Below are 21,344 nucleotides of genomic sequence, written 5' to 3' on the forward strand. Positions count from 1 at the left end.
CTCGACGAGTGTGAATGGTCGAGCCTGCCGGGCCGCGTGGTTACTCGCCGTTTAGCATCGGAGTCAGCTTCTTGTCATACTCCTGCGCGAGGGCCTTGAGGTCGGTCGAGGCTTCGATCTTGTTGAAGAATTCCTCCATCACGAGTGAGCCTTCCACCGTGGCCCAGCCAGGTGCTGCAGGGGTGAGCTTCGAGTTCGAGGCCGACGCGATCAGGGCCTTGGCGAACTGGTCGTCGCCGAGAGAGTCCACATGGTCGCTATTCGCCGGGCCAAGGCCGTTCGTGCCGAGCATGGTCTGGTAGTCCTTGGAGAAGATGATCTTCATCAGGCTCTTAGCTAGTTCCGGGTTCTTGCTCTTCGCTGAGATGCCGATGTTAGAACCACCGGCGAAGACCGGGGCGGGCTTGCCGTCGTTGCCTGGGAGGGCGAAGACGGCGTTCTTGGTGTCATCCCAAGTACGGGTGGCCTTGCCGGCGTCGTCTGTGCCGAGTGTTCCGATCGACCAGTGCGCCCAGGTGGGCGCCATGATTGAGGCCGCGGACAGCGAGGTGCTTGCCGTGACGGCACCCTCTGCATCCTTGATCTCGTCGCTGTCGTTTAGGTAGATGTACTGGTTGGAGTCCTTGGCGTCATTGGGCGCGTTGGAGGCTGACTTGTACAGCTGCTGCAGCTGTTCGAGGCCCTTCAGAGTGTTCTCCGACGCGAGCGTAGAGGTCCACTTGCCGTCTTTGACGGTGGCGAGCTCGCCGTCGTTGGCGAAGATCCAGGAGATGCCGTTACGCCAGTCTTGCCCGCCGAGGTAAAAACCGGAGAAATCCGGGATGTTTAGCGGGTTGGCTGCGTTGATCGCGGCGACACCGGCGTTGAACTCGTCGAGGGTCTTGGGCTGCTCGACTCCGGCCGCGGCCCAAACGTCGGAGCGGGTGAACACGGCACGGGAGCCGAAGTAGTAGGGCAACGAGTAGTTCTTATCGCCCACCATTCCGGCGTCGACGAAGGACTGCAGGAGTTTGCTGCCGCCGAGCTCGTCGTACATGTCGGTAATATTCAGGAACGCACCAACGTTAGTGAAGGTCGACGACTGGGTGTTGCCCAGCTCGGTCACGTCCGGCGTATTGTTGGCGTCCGGCAGTGAAGTGGTCAGCTTGGTAACGAGGTCTCCCCAGTCCTGTTGCTGAATGTTCAGCGTGGCGCCGGTCTCCTTGTTAAATTCGGTCTTGAGATACTCACGCAATTCATCGGGAGTGTCACTTCCGGCGAGCCACAGGGTGATGGTCTTGACACTATTGTCGGCAGAGGCATCAGCGCCCCTATCGGCGTTGGACGAGCATCCGGCCAGCACGAGGGCTGAGGCTGTGGCCAGCGCGGCGAGAGATGCAAGCTTTCTCTTCATGAGATCTTCCTTTCGTGGATTGCCGACGTGGGCGGGCGCCACATCGTTGGTGCAAGGGTGAGGATTCGGTTAGGAAACCCCGAGTTGTGCGGAGAGAACCATGACGGCCGCGCCGCGCAGAACGATGTCCTGTCCTTGCTCGGTCATTCGCAGAGTGAGATCGCCGGTTTCGGTGGCCATCGTTCTCGACAGGATGGTCTGGGTAGTGGCTGTGGAGAGCGGACCATCGAGAAGTTCGGGTGGTCCACTCAGCACGATCTCGAGCAGGTTGAGGGCACCGACTATCGGAGCGAGGATGATGCCGAGGCGGCGGCCTGCCTCGGTAAGGATCTGGTGGGTGGCCAGCTCAGCATCCGCTGCGTTGGCGGCAGCGGCCGTGGCGGCCTGGATGGCACTGGTCAGTCGCGGCACCGACAACCAGGCCTCGAGGCAGCCGGATTTTCCGCAAGCGCAGAGCGGGCCGTCGTCGGTGCCGACGACGACGTGGCCGATCTCTCCGGCGGCGAAACGCTCACCGAGGATGGCCCGACTGCCGATCAGTAGGCCGGCGCCGACACCGTGACCGACCTTGACCAGCAGCAGGTCGTGATCGGCGCCGCCGAAGCTGTGTTCGGCGAGCACTGCGGCGTTTGCATCGTTGACAACCCGCACGGGCAGGCCGGTGATATCTTGCAGGCGGGTCTGGAGCGGCTCGTCGCGCCAGCCGAGGTTGGGTGCATTGCGCACAACACCAGCCCGGTCGACGATGCCGGGGGAACCGATCCCGACACCGAGGATCGGGGCGGTGGCACTGGCGATTACCTGGGACAGCAACTCGGCGACCTTGTTAAAAGCTGCTTCGCCGCGCGCTCCAGACAACTCGAGTCCGGAGCTCGATAGCACCGCGCCGTCGAGGCTGAGCACCGCACCCCGCAACCGCGTGTGACCGGAGAGGTCCAGCGTGACGATCTGGAAGGCGACCCGGTTGATGTCCAGCAGCGTGGCCGGCTTGCCAGGGCGGGATTCCTGGCGCTGGCCGAGTTCAATTACTAGGTTTTCGCCCATCAGCTCGCTGATCAGGTCGGATATCGTGACCCGGGTGAGGCCGGTCTCGCGCGCCAGGTCGGCGCGGCTCTGTAGACCTGCACGGTACAGCAGCTGCAGCACCAGAATGCGGTTGTTCAGGCGGATGTGCTCCGGCAAGCCCTTCGCCGTTGGGCGGAGGGCTCGGTCTTGGATCATTCGAGAGGCGCCGGTGGCTGTCATGTTTGTTAGTAAACCTTACGAACGGAATGCGCGCAAGGAAAATCAAACTATTAGTCGGCTTGATTGCCAATTGGTAACGCGGCGACTGGGTGACGCTGTCCTCTTGCAAACATTCGACGGTACTCAGTGAGGTCGGCCGCACGAGTGCGCGCGTAGTTCGCGCCCGAGATGCTCGGTTGCGTAGCTCAGCAGTGGAATTCGGCCCGCGAGCCCGTCGAGGTGGCCGAGCAGCGGGGCCAAGTCGACACGGACGCTCACCTCGTGCGACATCCCGTCAGCGGCCTTAAGCATCGCCGGATCTGGATCGTTCAGCAGCAGCCAGAGAATTTCATGGCGTGCGAGCTCACAGGTCAACGGCTCGGCCGAGACTTGCGTCACCTGGTCAATGCGGTGCACGACCTTACCGACCGAGGTATCGGCCTCAAGGTCCATACCGGAGAGGGCGCGGCGATCGACACCATGACGGCTCCCGAAAAGCTCGTCTCTGAGATCTTCGCTGCTCTATCCGAGTTCGACCGGGCGCTCATCTCTGAGCGCATAATCGCCGGGCATGCCACGCAGCGCGAGCGCGGGGGGAGAACTGGCGGGCGGGCGTTCAAGATAACGCCAGCGAACGTCCGCTTGGCCATGGCCGCGATGAGTAAATAAGATGCAAAGGTTGGCGACCTCTGCAAGGAGCTCGGGATTTCCCGGCAGACGTTGTATCACCATGTTTCACCGGTGGAGGAGTTGCGGGCTGACGGTGCGAAGCTACTCTCCAAGCAGCAGGGACGTCTCGTGACAGAGTGGAACCGCAATCCAGAACGCTGAGGCACCCGGTAGTGTCAAGCTAAACGTCGGCATGATGACGGTCAGGGGGAAAGATGCTCACTAACCTTACGGGTTGGCATGTTTTTGTCATCTGCGGAGTGCTCGTGACCATTGCTGTCGTCGTGGTCGCCATCATCGCTGTCGTCATTTGGCTCTCGAGGAGGAACGTTCGGTACTCGGCGACTTCCTCTCTTAGTACTGCTGAACAACTTCGGAAAATTGGGCAGTTGCGTGACGAGGGACTCTTTTCCGAGGCTGAATACGAAGCGAAACGTGCCGAACTAATGGGTCGAATTTGACGATACGTTGATCGAATTCTTCACGGCAGGAGGGGCCTTGGCCACATGGCTGAAGTCGGCAGTGCCAGATCAGGATTCGTGCGTTTGATGATCGGTAAGCCACGGATCTGGGTTGCTGCTGCCTGGTGCTGCATCGGGCTGGCATGGATTCTAGTAGTGGCATTTCATGGACCTACTATGACGCGAATTCTGCTGGGTGCACTCTGGATCATGCTCGGGATCTTCCCGGGTTCTATCGCTTTGCATGAGCGGAAGAACGGGCGAGGTTTCTATCAACTGCCGGCTCAGGCCCGTGCCGCCGACGACGTTAGCGAGCAAGGATGAACCACCACCCACCGGACGCCGCTGCCAATGCCCGATCTCTTAAAAACGCAGATTCGGCGCCAACCCGCCGGGGCTCCGAAGTCTCGTGGGGTGGTATTTGGGAACGTCGTGCTGCAGTTCAATGCGATACGTCGCAGACGCTTCATCTTAACGAAGCGGCCCATCTCCACTGACTCACCAACATTGGGGTTGGCTCCGAGCAGGCGGATGAGCCCGGTCTTTCGTGGAGTCTGGAAGGAACCTTCCGCTTCGTTGTTCACTTCGGCGAACAACACGAAACGGCGTCCGGAAGCGTTCTCATCCACCCATGGGAGCTCCTCGGCGATGTCCTTAACTTCAGTCAGCGTGTATGCGTTCAGGCTCCACACTTCCCGGTTCGTTGCCAGAAATTTACTCGATAAGCGGGCGAGCCAACTGAGTCGCGTGGTTCGGCATGAACTGTTTCGATCGGTCGCATGCTCATTACCTTGGGAGCGAGCGTCAGATTCCCGCAGGTGCCGCGGCCCGTTCGGCTATCCAATAGAACTGTTTCATTCTCTTGGGAGCAAAGCTCCTAGAGCGCTTGGTGTTGGTTAGGACTCCCACCGGGTCTCGGCGTCTTAATCCGTGGAGGTTGGGCGTCGTGCTTGATTGCGAGCGACGCCCATTGAGGCTTAGTGCTCGGGGTGGATATGGGCGGTGAAGTGGTTGACTTCGTGTGCTCACAACCATCCGATCATCCTCTGGGTGGCTCCGGAGGCGATGCCTTTGGCCCTGGCGTCTCGGCGAAATGACCCAGGCGATGTCGGCAATAAGTGCTGATTTGTCGCACTCGACGGTTGTTTGCAAGAAACCGGCTGGCTCACCCGTCTATCGGTAGGGGGCTATCCAGCTCAGGAACCATTGCGAACCGTCATCGGACTGTCTTACTGGTTGTGCGGCATATACGTTGTCAAGCAGGTCCAAGAACGGAGCTTCGCCGCCGCCGTATTGGTACAAGGACGGGTCGGTCAGAACGTCGGCCATCGGAGGTGCATGACTCACCGCGAGCGGTTCAAGCAGGAGCCACTCAGACAAGACTGGTTCAGGGAGGCCAACCCCTCTCCTGAGAATGGCACGGTCCAGGTTGGATGGATCACAGGTGCCATGGCGGAGTGGATCTTTGCCTCAACGGAAACCCTGAGTGCGTCAGCACCAACGTCGTCCCAATAATCCCCCGGATGCGGTCTAGATCAGGAAATCAACCGCGACCATTTAGGCGAAACTAGGCGCCGAAACTCATGCTGGCCTCGTGCACCGTGCTAAAGCAAGTACTCGGCGTCCCATTCGTACTCCATGAATGAAAGCGCCTCTGAGGCGGTCAGCTCGCTGGAGGTTATGAGTGTGTGCACGCGGCTGCGGAGATAGGCGACTGCTTCGAGGGTATCCGGTTCTCCCGACGTGGATTCTTCCGGAACGCTGATGAGCTCGCTGCCTGGGCCGACGACCATTTGCACGACCATTTCGTCGCCGTCGTTATTGACTGCAGGTAGTTTGAGCAACTCGAAGTCGTGGCCGTTTGGAAAAGTGACGACCAACTTCAGGAGTGCATCCGCGGCCCCGTCTGTGGTCAGGAATGATCCTCCGCAAAACGAAATTCTCTTCATGGACTCAGTGATTCCCTGCCTCGTCGACGCGAATCCGCCCAGAGCGACGGCGACCTGACGCGGACTCTACAAACGGTGCGGGTTCGGCAGGAGGTGTTTCATCGGTCACAACCGTCATGAACGGATGCGTTTCTCTCTCGGGGACCGAGTGTTCATAGGTCAAAGTAGCAGGGGAGGGTCGTTCCTCGCTGTCGGCCCAAAGGGGGACACCCCCTGACACGCTCCACCGGACGCGAACCCGAAGTCGTCGCCGGCGCACTCTGAACGCCTGCGCAAGAAGAGGACGCCGGTTCGTCCGCTGAAGAGACCGTCTCGCTTGCCGTGGGAGGAGTTTGACTGAAGCGCGTTGAGAGGAAAGCACGTCCTACATAGTCCTGATCGGAACTGGGCATGCACATCCACTGGGGTGTGGGTCCCTGTGACCACTTGGGGCAGTGAAGAACAGGACACGCTCTCCGCCGCCACATTTGAATGAAGTTGCCCGCGGCCTCCGCCTCGACAACAACCCGCTTCCGATCCCGCTTAGCGGCCTAGCGCGCCCGGCCAGAACGCGGACTTCGCTAAAGCCGCATAACCCCGTGCCCATTTACCGGGGGCAAGGTCCGAGAGAAGGTTGTCCGGGGCGGCAGCGAGGTTGTACTCGAGCCAGCCGGAGGTTGCGCTGTCGCAGATAGTGAGATCTCCAACAGCAACCAGGATGTCTTCCTTGCTTTTTAGGAGTCGTATTCGCAATGATTCTGCACCGATCAGTGGGCAGCCAGGGTAGAGGTTTTGGTCGGCGACACCGATCAGAAGATAAGCGGCTTTTTTGGCTTTACCGTGATTGTGTGGGCATGGATGGCGGTTTGTTTCGCGGGTATGTCGTCGATGACTTGCCCTGTCGAGTCAAGCAGAGCTACATCGGGGAGCCCTGATACATCGCAGCTGATTGAGCCCCCGTGTTGGTGAGTTTTACGTAGAAATGTGCGGTTTTTTGCGGGTTGGAAGGGTTGGAGGATTTTCGTGTGGCAGCGAATTCGCAGCTATTAGCTTCAGCATCCATGAACGGGGCCCCCGTTGTGTGGGTTTCTTCGGTGGGTTTGGGCGAACATCCCGTCAGTGAAGCCAGAGCGACCAGCACCATTGCGGTTGCTTGAACGCTGGTGGATTGAAGCCAACCGTTCACTACTCTCTCACTTGCCCAGATTGCGTAGTTTAAATGTACGTCTGATCAGCTGGGCAGGTGGGGGATCTCTGAGCCTCTCACATCAGCTGTTGGCGGTTTGCGTTGATGATTACCATCAGTTCGCTGTCTTCGTGGTCGAGGATGTGGCAGTGGTACACGGCGCGTCTGCTGAAGTCGTCAAACGCGATTCGGACGGGCACGTTGCTGCGTGCCGGAATGGTCACGACGTCCTTCCACATTATGGTTCGGACGGACAGGCCTGACCTTTCGATGATGTACATCGGCGACACGCGCCGGTGCACGGGTTCAAGGCCACCGAGGGGCATCACCAACAGGCTTGTTGGTGACTCATCAGCCAGTACCGAGGTGCGGCATAGTTCACAGTTCGGACGTCCAGCGGGGAGTCCGGTTTCTAGCGAGTACCTGGCAGATAGTAAGGAAAAGACCTCGACCTGTTTCGTGCGGGTGTTCGACGTGAGTCTCCATAGTGACCCGCCCGAACGTGAGTCTCCATAGTGACCCGCCCGAAGCCGTCAGAAGCTTCTCGAGCCTCGAGGTGGACGCTCAGTTACCGTGGTGGTGGCTGTTCGGGTGGTGGGGTGCGTTAGTTGATTTCGCGGGGGAGGGTTGTTGTGATTGGTTGGATGGTTAGTTTGATGAGGGGGCCCTGTTGTTCTTGGGTGTACGAGTCCACGCTTACGGTGAGGTTGTTTCGACTCCACATTGTGTGTGGGCTGTGGGGATTGTGGTCGATGACCTCCGGCGCTCCCAGACGAGCGGTGAACTCGTCGGTTAGGGCGCCATATCCTGGAGAGATAGTTGGGCCGGTTGCGGTGGTGTCGAGGAGGTAGACGCTAAGCCCGATCCCGTGCGGGGAACATGTCGTCCACGCACCCCACACGTCCAGTTCAGGGCAGTGCCAACGTCCGACCCTAACCGCGCGTTCCCGATTCCGGTGCGCGAGGAGCACGTGACAGCGGTGCCTCGCGAGCAGAGCAACGGCGTCCTCGTCAAGGACGGGCCATGCGTCCGAGAGCAAAGAGTCGACTAGGTCAAAAACCTGTCGCGGGGTGGCGGTGACGGTCATCGGGCGACGTGGCTTGGGACGAAGTGGCTGTGCAGCTTCATAAGCGCTCCTACACGCGAGTGTGCTCGTGCTCAGCCCGCGCTTGCCCACAGCTGACAGCATGACGCGACGCTCTGTCAAATCCTGGAAGCGCCTTGTCGGCGGTGCGCGGCGTCAATTCGTGGGCTGGCTCTGGGTCTCCTGCATCAGGCGGTGCAGGTCTGAGCATGCGCGTGTGCGCCTCGATGACAGTCGCCAAATAAAGCCACCCCTCCCAGGTTCCCACGTCGGTGATATCGCCCACCCAGACCTGGTTCAGGGCCCCTGGTGTCTTACTACCGTTTGACGGCGTTGACCGGAAAGGCGTCTTCGGCCTGGCTGACCATTGTGGTGCGCCACCGTTTCGGGCTGATGCCCACCAATCTGGGCCCCGCGTCCAAAGCTGCTAAAGCGGCTTCGAAATCCGAATCTCCGCGCCGCTTCCCAATGAGCGTGTGAGTGTCGAATAGCTCATTGACGAGATATACCGCTGGAGGAGTGATCAGCACTAGCCTGGCCACGCTGAGTGTGAACTGCACCGTGCAGGCAAGGGTCAATCTCGTTCCCGCTGAGTGAGCCACCTGAACGACGCGATCGAGGCCGAGATGGACACGCAGGTGCTCGATGTCGTCGGCTTGAGCCAAGAACGACCTTCGTTCGTCCGTGTCCGGCGCCGGGGTGCGTCCAACACCTCGTTGGTGGGACACTATGAGGCGGTGCCGATCGCTGAGCCCCGCCAGATCGCCAAAGTAGCTGGGGCGGCGGGCAGCTCCTCCGCCAGTGAGGATAACCGGGCATTTGTCGCCGTCGCTGTCCTTGCGGCGCACGTCATCGTAGTGGAGTGCAGATCCGTCGGAGCTTTCGTAGCTTGGCATCACCGCACGGTACACGGCGCGCGAACGGGAAGGTCGGCGCAACCACGGGACGCTGCCAGCCGCGCGAAGAGTCGATTTACAAGAGTGGTGGCTGGCGATTCGCTGCCCTACGCATACTGACAACGGCGAGGGCGAGCAAAGCGACCCCCTCATGGGATTATGGACGATGTCTGAGGGTGCGTGTACGTCGCCCGAGACGGCGAAAGTGTCTGCGACGTCAATACCGAGCGAGAACGGGCAATAGAAGAATGCTGGCGCCCCAGCGGCAAATACTTCATGTGCCCATGATGACGGGACCGCGATCGGCCAGCCCAGTGAAGGCGAGGGTGCTCAGGACTAGGGCAATTCCGAGACCAACAGCACCCCAGGCAACCAAACCGATCACGCTAGCGGCCACGTTCACTCCGGCGTCACCAAGTCCCGCCACAATCTGCTGGTACGTCAACGTTGGGGCTGCGGACTCAGGATTCCACGCAGCAATTGCCAGCACCATCACCGACGCTGCGTAGAACGCCAAGTCAACCGGCACCACCAACAATCAAATTGTGGTTCCCCATGTGTGCACCCTAGCGTGGGGCAGTCCCCACCTTGCATCATCTGTTGCAATATGCTGCCGTGGTCGATGGAGCCGCAAGACGGACGACCAGCGGGACACAGGACTCGACGCAACATCGGCACCGACTTGGCGGGAGCTCCATAGTGCAGTTCCCGTAAGACCTGTCCGAGAAATTCCCGCGGGCTTCAGCGGCCACACAAAAACTGTCATATAACCCTTGAGTTCCAAGACAACGGGCGTCGGAGCGGCCAAGGGCTGCGACGGTTCGCGGACGGACATTTGATGGATTCAAACCAAGCAACTCTGTGGCTCCTCGAACTGCTTTCACTGCTGCCGAAGCAGCCGAAGCAAATGTTGCTGACAGTTGCTGACGTGGGCGACGCTTCAGTGACCTATGCTTCGGGGCCCTGAAACGACATCCGACCAAAGGCTCCTGTCAATAAGTTCCTCCTCATCCGAAATAAAGAAGGAAAGTCGCCGAACACTGTCAACGCAAGATCAGCAGACTCGCGGGTATACCCACGAACGCCTAGTAGCCCTTGACAAAAAGGCTCTGCACTCAAATGATTGGGCGCAGAATGCTCGGTCGTTTTTTCTCTTCATGTTTGTTTTCGCACCTACCTCCTAACGAAGGATCCTGATGAATAAGAAAACAGCACTGTGGTGTGTGCCCGCGTTTGCCTTGGGCGTGGTCGTATTGACGGGTGGTCCAGCCTTTGCAGCCACTGGTGACGCGTCGTACCAGGGGACGCTCGATGCGATCAACGGCAGCAATGGCAGCGGCACCGTTTCCGTTGAGGTTTCCGGTGACCAGGCCACAGTCACCCAGACCGTCACGGGTCTGGCCGAGACCTTCGACGGTAAGCCGTACCCGCACGTACAGCACATCCACATCGGCGCGAAGGGGGAATGTCCCACCACGGCAGCTGACACCAATGGAGATGGTGTGATCAGCACGACCGAAGGTCAGCCGTCTTACGGAGAGATTGGCACAACGTTGTCTACGAGTGGCGACACGAGTCCGGCGGCCGGAACTGATCTGACCCTTGCCGGGATGGGTGCAAACTACGACTACAACCGAACCTTCACTCTGGATGCCGCCACAGCAGCCTCGTTAGAGGCAGGTACGGCGGTTGTGGTGGTCCACGGGCTCGACCCGGCTACGTTGACGAAAGCAGCACAGGACGCAAAGAGTGACTTGGTTCCGAGTCTGCCCCTGGCAGCAACGTCGCCGGCTCTATGCGGTGCCCTGAGCGAGTCGCAGGCGAACATGCCTGACGGTGGTGTGGGAACCGGCGGTGGCAGCACGTCAAGCGGTGCTGACATGGGCCTTCTCGCCCTTGGTGCCGGGGCCCTGACCGCGGCAGGTGGCGCGGTGGTGATTCGTCGACGTCTCATCGCCCGAGGCTGAGATCGGATTGATCCGCGGTGATTATCCCGGCTGAGAAGCGCCGCCGCGGTAGCCGTCTGGCTACCGCGGCGGCGGTTCTGCTCTTCACCATCGGCTGTACGGCCACCGGTTTCGCCCTATGGGGCAATCCTCCTCCTTCACGACCGCCAGCCTCGGCTGCCGTGTCAGCCCCATCGCAGGAGTCCGTCTCCGCTGCACCCTCTCCGGAGCCCATCTCAGTTCCGCCGACTCCGCGGGTTGACCGGATTGTCGGCCCGACCTTGACCGCCTCCGAGCCCACCCAGATCAACGTCCCCGCGATTGAAGTGGACTCTGTCCTGATGCAATTGGGACAGAATCCTGACGGCACGGTGCAGACGCCGTCGTTGGACGAGGCCTCTCCGGCCGGCTGGTATACCGGTTCGCCCACCCCTGGCGCTATCGGACCTTCCGTCATCTTGGGTCACGTCGACTCCAGGGTGCAGGGGCGCGCGGTGTTTTACCGACTTGGCGAGATGCGTCCCGGCGACGAGATTTTGGTCACCCGAGCCGATGCGACAGTGGCGGTATTCGTGGTCGACGGAGTGGAAGAATACCCGAAAGATGACTTTCCGCAGTTCGCCGTCTACGGCAACACCGATCATGCGGGACTACGGCTGATCACCTGCGGTGGAGAGTTCAACGAAACCACTCGTACGTACCCAAACAACGTCGTTGTCTACGCCAGCTTGGTGTCCAGCCATGCGGCGTAGTACATCTGAGACGCGTGTCAACAGGCGCGTCTGGCTGCTTGCGATCACGGTGGCTTCCACAGCTTTACTTACTGGGTGCGCGACCACCTCCTCCGTCGCCGTGAACACAATGGCCCCCGAAATGTCCATGCCAGGCACGTCGGCCTCCCCGATTCCGCAGTCGAGCTCGGCAGGCAGCGCGGAGGCAGGACCGTCCGCGGCATCACAGATGATTTGTGGCACCGAAACACGCGACAACATCACACGTGCGCTGGCTCTCGCCGCCCCGCCACACTCCGTCGACAGCTGGATCACTCGCCGATACACCTGCACATACCATCTGACTGATGGAGAGTTCGTGATCTCGGTCCAGGAATCCTCGGACGCAGCGTCTGCCCGCAGCTACTTCGACACGATGCAAGGGAACCTTGCCCCAGTGCAAACCATTGAAGGGCTCGCGAATCTCGGATTGCCTGCTTACGAAACCACAGACGGCGTGGTCGTCTTTGTCAAAGACAACATGACGTTACAAGTTGACGCCAGAAAGTTGACGGATAAGGTCGGGCCGCATGGCGTCACCCGCACCGCATTCTCCTATCAAGTAGCTACTGCCATCCTGGGATGCTGGACCGCACACTAATCCGGCCGCGTCATATCGGCCAAGCTGCAGCCCGACATACCGATATCGAGGCGGTTTACTGACGGAGCACGACTTCTCTACGTCATGGCGACGCCCTGAGCCTGTGCTGACGACCCAGGTGGAAGCACGAATTCTATGCCTGCGGGAGCAGCCTCTTTCGGTCGGCATTAACACGTGGCGGGGGTGTCGCCCCGGGACCTCCGGCGAGTGACGATCCGAAATTGCCCCTGACGCGAAGCTCTCAGGGCGTCAAATATTCATGACACGATTTCCCTCAACGACCATCACTTCAGCGTTCTCCCAGCGAACCTCGATTGTCTGGAATGCACAATTTCAGTTACCTCCAACGAACCATTCCGATTTCAAGGAGAGAACATGCCATTTATCACCGTCCCCGGGCAGAACGATTCCAGCGTCGAACTGCATTACGAAGACGTCGGCGCCGGCAAGCCCGTCGTCCTAATTCATGGCTGGCCCCTTAGTAGCAGGTCCTGGGAGGGTCAGGTACCCGCGCTGGTCGACGCCGGCTACCGGGTAATCATGTACGATCGCCGCGGTTTTGGCCAGTCATCACAGCCGTGGGATGGGTACGACTACGACACGTTGGCCGCCGATCTGAAGGCCGTTCTCGAGGCGCTCGATCTGTGGGACGTTACTCTCATCGGATTCTCGATGGGTGGCGGCGAGCTTGCCCGTTACGTGGGCATGTACGGTACCGATCGCATCGCGAAGCTCGTCTTCGCCAGTGCTGTCCCGCCGTACCTCTGGAAATCGGATGACAACCCTGATGGAGGTGTCGACGCTGACCTCGCCCAGTGGTTCCATGGCGGGCTGACCGGAGACCGGCCGGCATTCCTACACGAATTTCTTCAGATGTTCTTCACCGCGGGCAAGCCGTCGTTGATCAATAGGCCGAAGGTCAGCTCGGAGCAGATTGCTTACAACCTTGATATCGCCGAAATGGCGTCGCCGAAGGGCACACTGGACTGTACGACCGCATTCGCGATGACGGACTTCCGCGATGATCTGACGAAAATCACTGTGCCGACCCTGGTGATACACGGTGACTTGGACACCATCGTGCCGTTCGAGGTCAGTGGCAAGCGCACTCACGAGGCCATCGCTGGCAGCGAACTCGTAGTGATCGAAGGCGCCCCGCACGGTCTTACCGTCTCGCACAAGGACGAGTGGAACCGGCACGTACTCGCTTTCCTAGCGAAGTAGTGGAACCGAAGAGTCCACCTTTGTCGGCGGCGAGACGCTGAACGTCAACGGAGGCATGGTCACCCCGTGGCCCGCACAAACCCATTAAAAGTAAAGGCCAAGGAAGAGAGTGCACACATGAGTCAAGAAGTGAATATCGCAGCCCAGCAGAAGTTTGGCGACGCCGTGAACAGCGGAAAACTCGATCTTCTCGACGACCTTGTGGCCGAAGACGCCGTCGACAACGACCCTGCCCCTGGCCAAGGCCCGGGGCCCGCAGGCTACAAAGCGTTCTTCGGCGAGATGATTGCCGCTTTTCCCGACCTGCACATCGCAGTCGAGCGCCTCGTCGCCAACGACACCGACGTCGCATTCGCCTATACCCTCACCGGCACCCACCAAGGCCCCCTCATGGGCCATGCCGCCAGCGGCAAGACGATGTCTGTTCGTGGCATGCAAATTAGCCGCTTCCAAAACGGGCAACTTGTAGAGCGGTGGGGCAGCAGCGACCAACAGGGAATGCTCGAACAACTCGGCCTCGCACCCTAACCTGCGATATCTGGCGTTTCCACTCAGAAGGGGTAGGGCCGAGACGGCCTGGATCTCGCACTTCGACGCAAACTCAGCCAAGCACGCAGCGGCAGCATCTCCCGCAAACTGACACCGATTTCAGCCCGCATCTTGACCTCAGCGCGGAAACAGATCCTGCACCTCCCGGCCAGCTGGCCGTGGAGAACCGGGTGGACAGTCCTGCTCGCGGCGGCTTGCGGTTTGCCACGCACCAAACCCATCTGACCACCCAGCCCCACGACGCAACCGGACCAGGAACACCACCGGCAGCAAGGCGGCTACCTGACGGGGAAGGGCAGTGACGCGCGCGGTGTCGACCAGGTGCCCAGCTTCATCGAACACGCGAGCAAGACCTACCCCCAAGTGCCCTTCCAAGTGGGCAGCATCGATGCTCTGCTCGATGCCTCCGACAGTATTGGGGATTTCATGCCTGGTACTCGCTGATCAAGGAAGCCGATCCGCCCATCCATTCAACCGCGTAGGCGAGCACGTTGAGTCAACGCGGGTAACGATGTCGATGTGCCAAATAGCGATCACAGAACGCCGCCACATAGCGCTGAAGGTCACGCGGTCAGTCGTTGGTCATCCAGCGTCAGCGAATCCACCAGAACCGACGCGAGGACTACTCGTTTTCTCGTTCGAATGTGAGCCACGCGGTGATGTCGAGTGGTTGAGTTGGCGGAAGGTCGATCGCTGATGGGCTGATCTTTCGCGGTGCGGGATTGGTCTGCGGTGACTCGCTCATTTGTCTCCGCCTGAGTTTGGTGTAGGTGTGGCGCTCGGTTCGGGAGCGACGGGCGGCGCCGAAGAGGGAACGGGAGTCGGCGGGGCCGTTGGCGACGGCGTCTGCTGTGTGAGGGGCCGCACTTGGGTGAAGGGTGGCACGGCCGGAGTAGTGGTGGAGAGGTCGGGCTCGCCACTGGGTTGCGAATAATAGTCCACTGAGTCGACCGTGTTGAGGGGGAAAACGTTCCAACCGGTTCTCCCCGGTACGTCGGAGCTGGGGACCAAGATGACCTCCGTCCCGTCGGCGGCGTATGTGGTAACCCACGGTGTGGCGTTTGGATCGCCTACGGTCGTGAGTGGTTTTCCATCCTGGTCGAAGAGCTGCACGCCGGTCAGGGGTTGACCGTCTGAGTCATAGGCGAACACATTGGAGACTTGGTTGCCGTCGAGTAGCAGACCTTGTGGAACGTAGTCCTCCACGTATTGGTCGGCCGAACTACTCCACGCTGTGGCGAGCACAAGAAGAAGTGGCAGCGCGATGATCGAGCAGACACTAACCAGCGTCCTAAACGGTGGCAGCCAGGACCAGGGCAGCCATCGTCCCCGTCCCCACTGCACGCTGACGGTGACGAATAGCAAGAGCAGAACCCACTCAGTGCCGCTCGACGGCAGAGTACTGGCAATGCTGTTGCCGATAACTAGAGCCGCAATGACCTTGTAGACGGCCCAGCCCCGCAGCACCCACCAGAAAGGTCGGAGTGAGATGAAGAAGTCCAGGGTGCGCGAGCCGATCGCTGTCGATCGTGCCTTGCGGGTGAGGTTTGATCGCTGTGCGCTGGCCCAGGTGCGAAGTTTGTTGGCGGTCCAGGCGGATGGCAGCCGCGGCTTTCCCCTGACTGGTAGTCCGGCCGCAGCCCGCAACTCGTCGGCGTAGCCGACCGCATCGCCCGGATCGAAACTTTGCGCATCAAGATCCTCGGCTTGCTCGGTCAGATCCGCTTCAAGTCCGTCCGTGAGTTCTTCGACATCTTCACTGGGAAGGTCGCTGAGCGCGGCGCGCACGGCAGCGGCAAAATCATGGATGGCCAGGGTGGGTGAGGTGGTCGTGCTCATGACTTGTCCCCGATCGTGCGGATGGTAGCGGTGGGCTGGTGCTGTTCTGTGAGGAGGAGTGACACTGTGTTGGCGAACCGGGTCCAGCTGGCTCGTTGTTCGGCAAGCATGGTCCGTCCCTCAGTGTTGATTCCGTAGTACTTGCGGTGCGGACCGCCATCGGAGGGCACGACATAGGTTGACAATGCACCCGCGGTATAGAGGCGCCGGAGGGTTCCATAAACCGAGGCGTCTCCCACCTCTTTGAGGCCGGCAGCGCGCAGGCGCCGCACAATGTCGTAGCCGTAGCCGTCTTCTTCCTGAATCACGGCGAGCACCGCGACGTCGAGCACTCCTTTGAGTAGCTGTGTGGTGTCCATGTATCTCCTTCGACGCATCACACACTACTACGCTGTACGGGGTAGTGATTCCGACGCCATGCCGGATGGTGGTGCCGAACAGTCATTTTCCGAAGTCGTCTGCACAAACTTCTGTACTCGTCTGCATAACCGTCGCGTCGTTGCCCCTATCAATTTCTCCCACCCTTGATCCGGGTCAGAACAGGCCTCCCAGTTCCTTATCATCGGCACGACGGCACGAGTTATGTGCACGCCTTCTACTTCGCCGCCGCACTCGGCCTGCTTGAGGACGGTGTGGGCGGAGACCAATCTCGACCGGCGTGATGCCGAGTGATCACTGATCGCGGTGTGAATAGGATGATGGCCGAAAACGATCGTTCGTAAGACACTCCAGCACCGGTTCAGTAGGTCGCGTAAACATCGTGCGGTATTAGTAATGCTTGCCGTGTACGCGTCTATGTAACGCGTTACCAGGTTGGTGACACGATGCATGTATGCGAATTGGATATGGTCGGGTCTCTACCCGTGATCAGCACCCAGAGGCGCAACACGACGCCTTGACCGTGGCAGGTTGTGATCAGATATTCCTTGATACGGCTTCGGGAACACTCGCCCGCCGGCCTGAACTTGACAAGGCTCTACTCTCGGCGAACCGGGCCGGCGATCAGCTCGTCGTGACCAAACTCGACCGGCTTAGCCGGTCGCTGGAGAACCTCATCGATTTGTCGAACACCCTCCAGGAGCGCGGTGTTGATTTGGTGGTCTTGGATCAGGGCATCGATACGTCCAGCATCACCGGGCGGATGTTCTTCCAGATCCTTGGCTCGATTGCGGAGTTCGAACATGCGCTGATGTCTTAACGCACCCGCGATGGGCTGGCCGCGGCCCGTGCCCGGGGACGAACCGGCGGGCAAAAACCCAAACTCGGGCCTCGCCAGGTCAAGCTGGCCCGTGAGATGTATGAGGAGAAGGACGCCGCCGGCAAGCGGGCCCACACCGTCCAGCACATCGCCGAGGAGTTTGGAGTCACTCGCCCTACGATCTACCGGCACTTGGCCAAACCTTGAGCCCCGGCTGTCCGCTGCAGGCACGGGCGGCGGACCTCCATTAGCGTTGAGGGATGAGCTCCCTCGTACCGTCTGATTACGTTGCCACGCTTGAGAGCATCAAGCGGCTCGTGCATGAGGCGCGCTACATGGCCCAGCGCCGAGTGAACACCGAACTGCTCAGGCTCTATTGGCAGATCGGAGCGGCAATAATCGAGCGACAGAAAACGGCGGCGTGGGGCAGCAAGGTTTTGGTCCAGCTTTCCGCGGATCTGCGTGCAGAGTTCCCGACCGCGAAGGGGTTCTCGCCGGCCAACCTCAGGTACATGCGCCGGTTCGCCGAGGCGTGGCCCGAACACGATTCAATTCGCCAACGACCCGTTGGCGAATTGCCCTGGGGTCACGTCATCGAGCTGCTTGACAAGCTCGACGATCCCGAACTACGCGAGTGGTACAGCGCCAAGGACATCGCGCAGGGCTGGAGCCGTCCGGTGTTGGCTCACCAGATCACCACCCGCCTGCACCTGCGCGAGGGCGCAGCTCCGTCTAACTTCCTGCACTCTCTCGAACGAAGCGACTCTGAGCTCGCTCAGCAGATCACTAAGGATCCGTTCACGCTCGAGTTCCTTGCGATCGACGGTGACGCCGTCGAGCGAGAGCTGGAGGACCGGCTCGTCGAACGCATCATTGACACGCTCCGCGAGCTCGGCCCCGGATTCGCGTTCGTGGGACGTCAGGTCCACTTCGACGTCGACGGCGATGACTTCTTCGCCGATTTGCTGTTTTTCCACGTTGACCAACTCCGGTATGTGGTCATTGAGTTGAAGACTACGAAATTCGACCCGCGCGACGCCGGCCAACTCGGCTTCTATGTTGCCCTCGTTGAGGATCGGCTGCGGAAGCCGCAGCACCAGCCCACGGTTGGGATGCTCCTGGTCGCTGACAAAAACGAGTCCGTCGTCCGGTACGCACTCGCCGGCACTACCCAGCCGATCGCTGTTTCCCGTTACGATCTCTCTCCCGCTGAACAGGCTGCGCTTCCCGCCGAGGACGCTCTCACCCGCGCGGTCGCCCTCGAGCTCGATGACCACTCCCAGAGCCGGGTTAACCCCTCCGATTAGGCCAGGACCTGCGCCACCTCGTCACAACCCTCCATGAACTCATCGAACGGGGCCTCGGGCTTCAGGGCCTCACCGGGGAGAAGGCGGCGATCGACACCACTACGGTGCCCGGAGAACTGGTCCTCACTGTCCAGTGCCTCAGCGTTCAATCCCTGAGCCGCCTCACAACCAATGGGTTACGAGAGGCCGTCAGATCGCACGAACGGCTCACGGTTGGCACCCATCCGTCTGATCGGGGTATTGCCGTGCTCGGTCCGTTGAGTCGCTGGCTCCCCAGTTGACGCTCGGACGACTACTGACCAGTCATCTGGGGCAAGTCCGGGTTCCTCACCGAGAGCCAGCCTGGCCGCCAGCGCCCCTTGGGCTCTCAGATTTTGGGCAACCGAGCTCAGCTGATGGAGAGCGGACGCTCGCGAATTGTCCCATCCGCTTACGGAGAGAGTCTCTGGGACTGTGAGCTGTGCGCTTGTCGCAGCGTCCAGGACGCCGAGTGCCAGGTCATCGCTCATCGCCGCGATTGCATCGATAGGCTGCTCGAGGGCGAACATTGTCTCGGCGAGGGAGCGGGCTTCGCCCTCGTTGTTGGTTGCCGTGGCGCCTACAACCACGTCGTTCCAGTCAAGCCCCAGCGCTTCAATTGCATCCCTGTACCCGAGGAGGCGCTGCCTGGTCACGGGGAATCGCACGGTGTCGGGGTCGATGCCCGCAGCGAGCACTGTCTTTCGCGAGGAATCCAGGGGGAAACTGAGGATTGCGGGTCGGTGGGCGCCGGCGAAGGTCTTCATGCCCATTGCGAAGGCGGCCGCTCGATTGTCGATGCTCACGAGCTTGAAGCCCGCGCGGACAGGCCCACCATGGATGACCGCAGGCCGACCGCTTCCTGAAACTGCGTCGAGCACGGGGTCGTCGTCGGTCGTTGTCCAGATTATGAATGCATCGACGGCGACCTCGCTGACTCGGAGACTATCTTCTGCGCCTCCGGCAATGGGCACGATCAACATTCCGTATCCTCGATCCGCACAGACCTCTGCGATGCCGGCCAGGAATGTGACTGCCTGCGGGTTGTCGAACGCATAGGTGAGGTGCTCGCCAAGGATGACTCCAAGTGTGCGGGTGTTGCCGTAACGCAGGGACCGGGCCGCGGGATCAGGCCCCGCGTAACCCAACTCGGCGGCAGCCTGCAGCACCTTTTCCCGGCTCTCGGCCGAGACTCTGTCGACGCGGTTGTACGTGTAAGAAACCGTCATCACGGACACTCCGGCTCGTGCGGCAACCTGGCTCATTGTTGGGCGACGCTGCGGGAGTGATTGCATAACCCCAGTGTAGCTGTGTAACGTCACACACATGCCTTCTGAAACGCTACCCGGGCACAAGCTGGTGTTCACCGCATATCTCGCCGGCGCTTCCTTCGGCTCCGACACAACCGGGATGATGTGAGCAGGTGGCAAGCAGGTAGGGAACGCGAGTGATCTTGTGCATGTCACTGAGAAGGCGGCGACAGTCAGAAGGTAGCGCCAGTGTGAGTTCAAGTTCGAATCGCGCGAAATGCGTTCGGCGGGCGCCGGGGCGCGGGCAGCACTGCTGGGCCACCCGCACCGGGACTCATCCCGGCAGAGAGATATCCGTTTCTCGGGCCAGGCGCTCTGTCTTGGCGTGGTACTCGGCGTGGTGCTCCGCTGTCCTGATGATGATCGACCAAGGCGAGCCGTCGAGCCCCGACAACATCGCCGCGTTTTGCCAGACGTATAGCCACAGACCGTGCATCGCCTCATCGACTGCAGCCGGGGTTTTCAGGTGGTGATTGCAGATCGCGAACGTCGGGACGCTCAAGTGATCGTAGATCAGGCCGAACGCGGCCTGACTACCCGAAGCCATGCTGAGCATCAACTTCTGCTGATCGGATGCCTCGGAGGGCATCACTGCACTGGTCCGCTTCGAAAGCTAACGCCGGGCCACACTGCTCCGCTCATAGGCCCTCCGCCGCTGAGGTGCCCGGGGCTGGCCGCAGGCAGCAAAAATTATTCTGACCAGCTGATCTAAAGCCACTCTGTTCGACTTATCACGACCATAACACCCCTCGAAGCCCAGCCCGATCACAGTTTGGCGGCAGAAACCACACCACTCAGCGGGACGTGACCTGTCAAATACGAGACTCAGCTCGAACGCGGACTCCACCTGGAGGGCAAGGCTGACCTCGACGCCGAGCGCGCTGGGCAGGGGGAGAACTTGGCTTCTGAATTGCGCAAGATCGGCTTTCTGAAGGACCAATGACCGTAGACGATGGGTTACGGGCTACATTGAACCAAGCGCGATACACGATGAGACTGGTCTCATGACAAATCGGCTCGTGACTTGGTCTGGAATCGATGAGGCTACCCGTATCGATCAGGCGTCCATCGAGTTGAACGCGACTTCGATGCTCGCGATCGGAATCGTCCGTGCTCAGCACTTCGTGTCGAGCTGGGAATTGGACGTTTCTACTGGATGGATCACACGAGCCCTTCGTGTGACCACTCGTGGGTTTGGTTGGGCGCGTTCGTTAGAACTGACTCGATCGGATGAGGGCACGTGGAGTGCGGAATCAGACGCTTGGGGCGACAACGATCTGGCGCTACCGGGGCTTACTGATCCCGATAGCTTGAGCGGCGCGATCGACTGCGACCTTGGGCTCTGCCCCGTTACTAACACGATGCCGATCCGCCGGCTCGGGCTCCTTGAACAGGACGTCAACGAGACGCCGCTCATCATGGCCTGGGTGGAAATACCGTCGTTGCGCGTGCTGCGGAGCGATCAGGTCTACGCCTCCGGTCCTGCAAGCGATCGGAATCGTATTCCGTACAAAAGTTTCAACAGAGACTTCAGCGCACATCTCACCGTGGACGTCGATGGTCTCGTGATCGATTACCCGACCCTCGCTCACCGCGCATAACGACGACCTGTCCCAATAACCATCGGCGAATTCAAACGGTGGAAGCAACAGGGACTATTTCCTTCCTCGAGACTAGCTCGCTGAGCAGGTCGGCTGGGGTGCTTCGTTTGAGGGTTTTGCGTGGCCGCTCGTTGAGTTCA

22 protein-coding genes are annotated in these 21,344 nt (G+C 60.3%); 11 read left to right on the plus strand and 11 right to left on the minus strand.

Annotated features, from left to right (window positions below):
* Positions 1 to 40 precede the first annotated feature (40 nt).
* Together E3O65_RS05660 and E3O65_RS05665 are read right to left on the minus strand one after the other, a co-directional pair.
* The gene (locus tag E3O65_RS05660; RefSeq protein WP_134362772.1) at positions 41 to 1,393 is read right to left on the minus strand and encodes an extracellular solute-binding protein; all 1,353 of its coding nucleotides are present in this window, start codon (positions 1,391 to 1,393) and stop codon (positions 41 to 43) included.
* 69 nt (positions 1,394 to 1,462) lie between these two features.
* Complete coding sequence (locus tag E3O65_RS05665; RefSeq protein WP_174722267.1) at positions 1,463 to 2,638, minus strand: ROK family transcriptional regulator; 1,176 nt, start codon at positions 2,636 to 2,638, stop codon at positions 1,463 to 1,465.
* 261 nt (positions 2,639 to 2,899) lie between these two features.
* Here E3O65_RS05665 and E3O65_RS17670 point away from each other — a divergent pair, with 261 nt between their 5' ends.
* Together E3O65_RS17670 and E3O65_RS16635 are read left to right on the plus strand one after the other, a co-directional pair.
* Positions 2,900 to 3,286 (plus strand): recombinase family protein, encoded by a 387-nt coding sequence (locus E3O65_RS17670; protein ID WP_479684271.1) that lies wholly within the window; start codon positions 2,900 to 2,902, stop codon positions 3,284 to 3,286.
* 506 nt (positions 3,287 to 3,792) lie between these two features.
* Positions 3,793 to 4,071, plus strand: coding sequence for a hypothetical protein (locus E3O65_RS16635; RefSeq protein ID WP_166785668.1), 279 nt, complete (start codon positions 3,793 to 3,795; stop codon positions 4,069 to 4,071).
* Positions 4,072 to 5,351: 1,280 nt separating this feature from the next.
* Here E3O65_RS16635 and E3O65_RS05685 read toward each other — a convergent pair.
* The 4 genes from E3O65_RS05685 to E3O65_RS05700 all read right to left on the minus strand — a co-directional run bounded on the left by E3O65_RS05685 (position 5,352) and on the right by E3O65_RS05700 (position 9,376).
* Positions 5,352 to 5,696, minus strand: coding sequence for a hypothetical protein (locus E3O65_RS05685; protein WP_134362774.1), 345 nt, complete (start codon positions 5,694 to 5,696; stop codon positions 5,352 to 5,354).
* A 1,242-nt stretch (positions 5,697 to 6,938) separates the two neighbouring features.
* Positions 6,939 to 7,187, minus strand: coding sequence for a multicopper oxidase domain-containing protein (locus E3O65_RS17575; protein WP_134362775.1), 249 nt, complete (start codon positions 7,185 to 7,187; stop codon positions 6,939 to 6,941).
* Between the two features lie 1,075 nt (positions 7,188 to 8,262).
* Positions 8,263 to 8,841, minus strand: coding sequence for an alpha/beta fold hydrolase (locus tag E3O65_RS05695; RefSeq protein ID WP_134362776.1), 579 nt, complete (start codon positions 8,839 to 8,841; stop codon positions 8,263 to 8,265).
* A gap of 274 nt (positions 8,842 to 9,115) precedes the next feature.
* Positions 9,116 to 9,376: a hypothetical protein gene (locus E3O65_RS05700; RefSeq protein WP_134362777.1), complete on the minus strand. Its 261-nt coding sequence runs from the start codon at positions 9,374 to 9,376 to the stop codon at positions 9,116 to 9,118.
* A gap of 661 nt (positions 9,377 to 10,037) precedes the next feature.
* Between E3O65_RS05700 and E3O65_RS05705 the strand changes: the two genes are divergently transcribed.
* From E3O65_RS05705 to E3O65_RS05725, 5 genes are all read left to right on the plus strand, one after another.
* Positions 10,038 to 10,808: a hypothetical protein gene (locus tag E3O65_RS05705; protein WP_134362778.1), complete on the plus strand. Its 771-nt coding sequence runs from the start codon at positions 10,038 to 10,040 to the stop codon at positions 10,806 to 10,808.
* Positions 10,809 to 11,068: 260 nt separating this feature from the next.
* Entirely contained in the window at positions 11,069 to 11,539 is a 471-nt protein-coding gene (locus tag E3O65_RS05710; RefSeq protein WP_198411703.1) for a class F sortase, read from the plus strand.
* Positions 11,540 to 11,876: 337 nt separating this feature from the next.
* Positions 11,877 to 12,158 (plus strand): hypothetical protein, encoded by a 282-nt coding sequence (locus tag E3O65_RS05715; RefSeq protein WP_134362780.1) that lies wholly within the window; start codon positions 11,877 to 11,879, stop codon positions 12,156 to 12,158.
* A gap of 375 nt (positions 12,159 to 12,533) precedes the next feature.
* Positions 12,534 to 13,382: an alpha/beta fold hydrolase gene (locus E3O65_RS05720; RefSeq protein ID WP_134362781.1), complete on the plus strand. Its 849-nt coding sequence runs from the start codon at positions 12,534 to 12,536 to the stop codon at positions 13,380 to 13,382.
* A gap of 117 nt (positions 13,383 to 13,499) precedes the next feature.
* Positions 13,500 to 13,910 carry an ester cyclase gene (locus E3O65_RS05725; protein WP_134362782.1) on the plus strand — a complete coding sequence of 137 codons (411 nt, stop codon included), beginning with the start codon at positions 13,500 to 13,502 and terminating at the stop codon, positions 13,908 to 13,910.
* Positions 13,911 to 14,672: 762 nt separating this feature from the next.
* On the opposite strand, the gene E3O65_RS05730 is transcribed toward E3O65_RS05725, so the two are convergent.
* Positions 14,673 to 15,770 carry a hypothetical protein gene (locus E3O65_RS05730; RefSeq protein WP_134362783.1) on the minus strand — a complete coding sequence of 366 codons (1,098 nt, stop codon included), beginning with the start codon at positions 15,768 to 15,770 and terminating at the stop codon, positions 14,673 to 14,675.
* Positions 15,767 to 16,129, minus strand: a complete 363-nt coding sequence (locus E3O65_RS05735) for a PadR family transcriptional regulator (protein WP_134362784.1) — start codon at positions 16,127 to 16,129, stop codon at positions 15,767 to 15,769. Before E3O65_RS05735 ends, E3O65_RS05730 begins: the two co-directional genes overlap by 4 nt.
* A gap of 473 nt (positions 16,130 to 16,602) precedes the next feature.
* On the opposite strand from E3O65_RS05735, the gene E3O65_RS17145 reads away from it, so the two are divergent.
* Genes E3O65_RS17145 through E3O65_RS05745 form a run of 3 tightly spaced genes read left to right on the plus strand, consistent with a single transcriptional unit; the run spans position 16,603 to position 18,275 of the window.
* Positions 16,603 to 16,968, plus strand: a complete 366-nt coding sequence (locus tag E3O65_RS17145; protein WP_241985786.1) for a recombinase family protein — start codon at positions 16,603 to 16,605, stop codon at positions 16,966 to 16,968.
* Between the two features lie 15 nt (positions 16,969 to 16,983).
* The gene (locus E3O65_RS17400) at positions 16,984 to 17,175 is read left to right on the plus strand and encodes a helix-turn-helix domain-containing protein (RefSeq protein WP_277870444.1); all 192 of its coding nucleotides are present in this window, start codon (positions 16,984 to 16,986) and stop codon (positions 17,173 to 17,175) included.
* A gap of 53 nt (positions 17,176 to 17,228) precedes the next feature.
* Complete coding sequence (locus E3O65_RS05745) at positions 17,229 to 18,275, plus strand: PDDEXK nuclease domain-containing protein (RefSeq protein WP_134362785.1); 1,047 nt, start codon at positions 17,229 to 17,231, stop codon at positions 18,273 to 18,275.
* Here the strand turns inward: E3O65_RS05745 and E3O65_RS17580 are convergent.
* The 3 genes from E3O65_RS17580 to E3O65_RS05755 form a co-directional block, all read right to left on the minus strand.
* Positions 18,272 to 18,424 carry a hypothetical protein gene (locus E3O65_RS17580; RefSeq protein WP_166785669.1) on the minus strand — a complete coding sequence of 51 codons (153 nt, stop codon included), beginning with the start codon at positions 18,422 to 18,424 and terminating at the stop codon, positions 18,272 to 18,274. The two genes, E3O65_RS05745 and E3O65_RS17580, sit on opposite strands and share 4 nt — an antisense overlap.
* 27 nt (positions 18,425 to 18,451) lie before the next feature.
* Positions 18,452 to 19,588, minus strand: a complete 1,137-nt coding sequence (locus tag E3O65_RS05750) for a LacI family DNA-binding transcriptional regulator (protein WP_198411704.1) — start codon at positions 19,586 to 19,588, stop codon at positions 18,452 to 18,454.
* A 289-nt stretch (positions 19,589 to 19,877) separates the two neighbouring features.
* Positions 19,878 to 20,192, minus strand: coding sequence for a sigma-70 family RNA polymerase sigma factor (locus tag E3O65_RS05755; protein WP_134362786.1), 315 nt, complete (start codon positions 20,190 to 20,192; stop codon positions 19,878 to 19,880).
* A gap of 415 nt (positions 20,193 to 20,607) precedes the next feature.
* Between E3O65_RS05755 and E3O65_RS05760 the strand changes: the two genes are divergently transcribed.
* Positions 20,608 to 21,204 (plus strand): putative glycolipid-binding domain-containing protein, encoded by a 597-nt coding sequence (locus tag E3O65_RS05760; RefSeq protein WP_134362787.1) that lies wholly within the window; start codon positions 20,608 to 20,610, stop codon positions 21,202 to 21,204.
* Positions 21,205 to 21,344 lie beyond the last annotated feature (140 nt).

It is taken from the genome of Cryobacterium breve (assembly GCF_004402375.1).
Classification (GTDB): domain Bacteria; phylum Actinomycetota; class Actinomycetes; order Actinomycetales; family Microbacteriaceae; genus Cryobacterium; species Cryobacterium breve.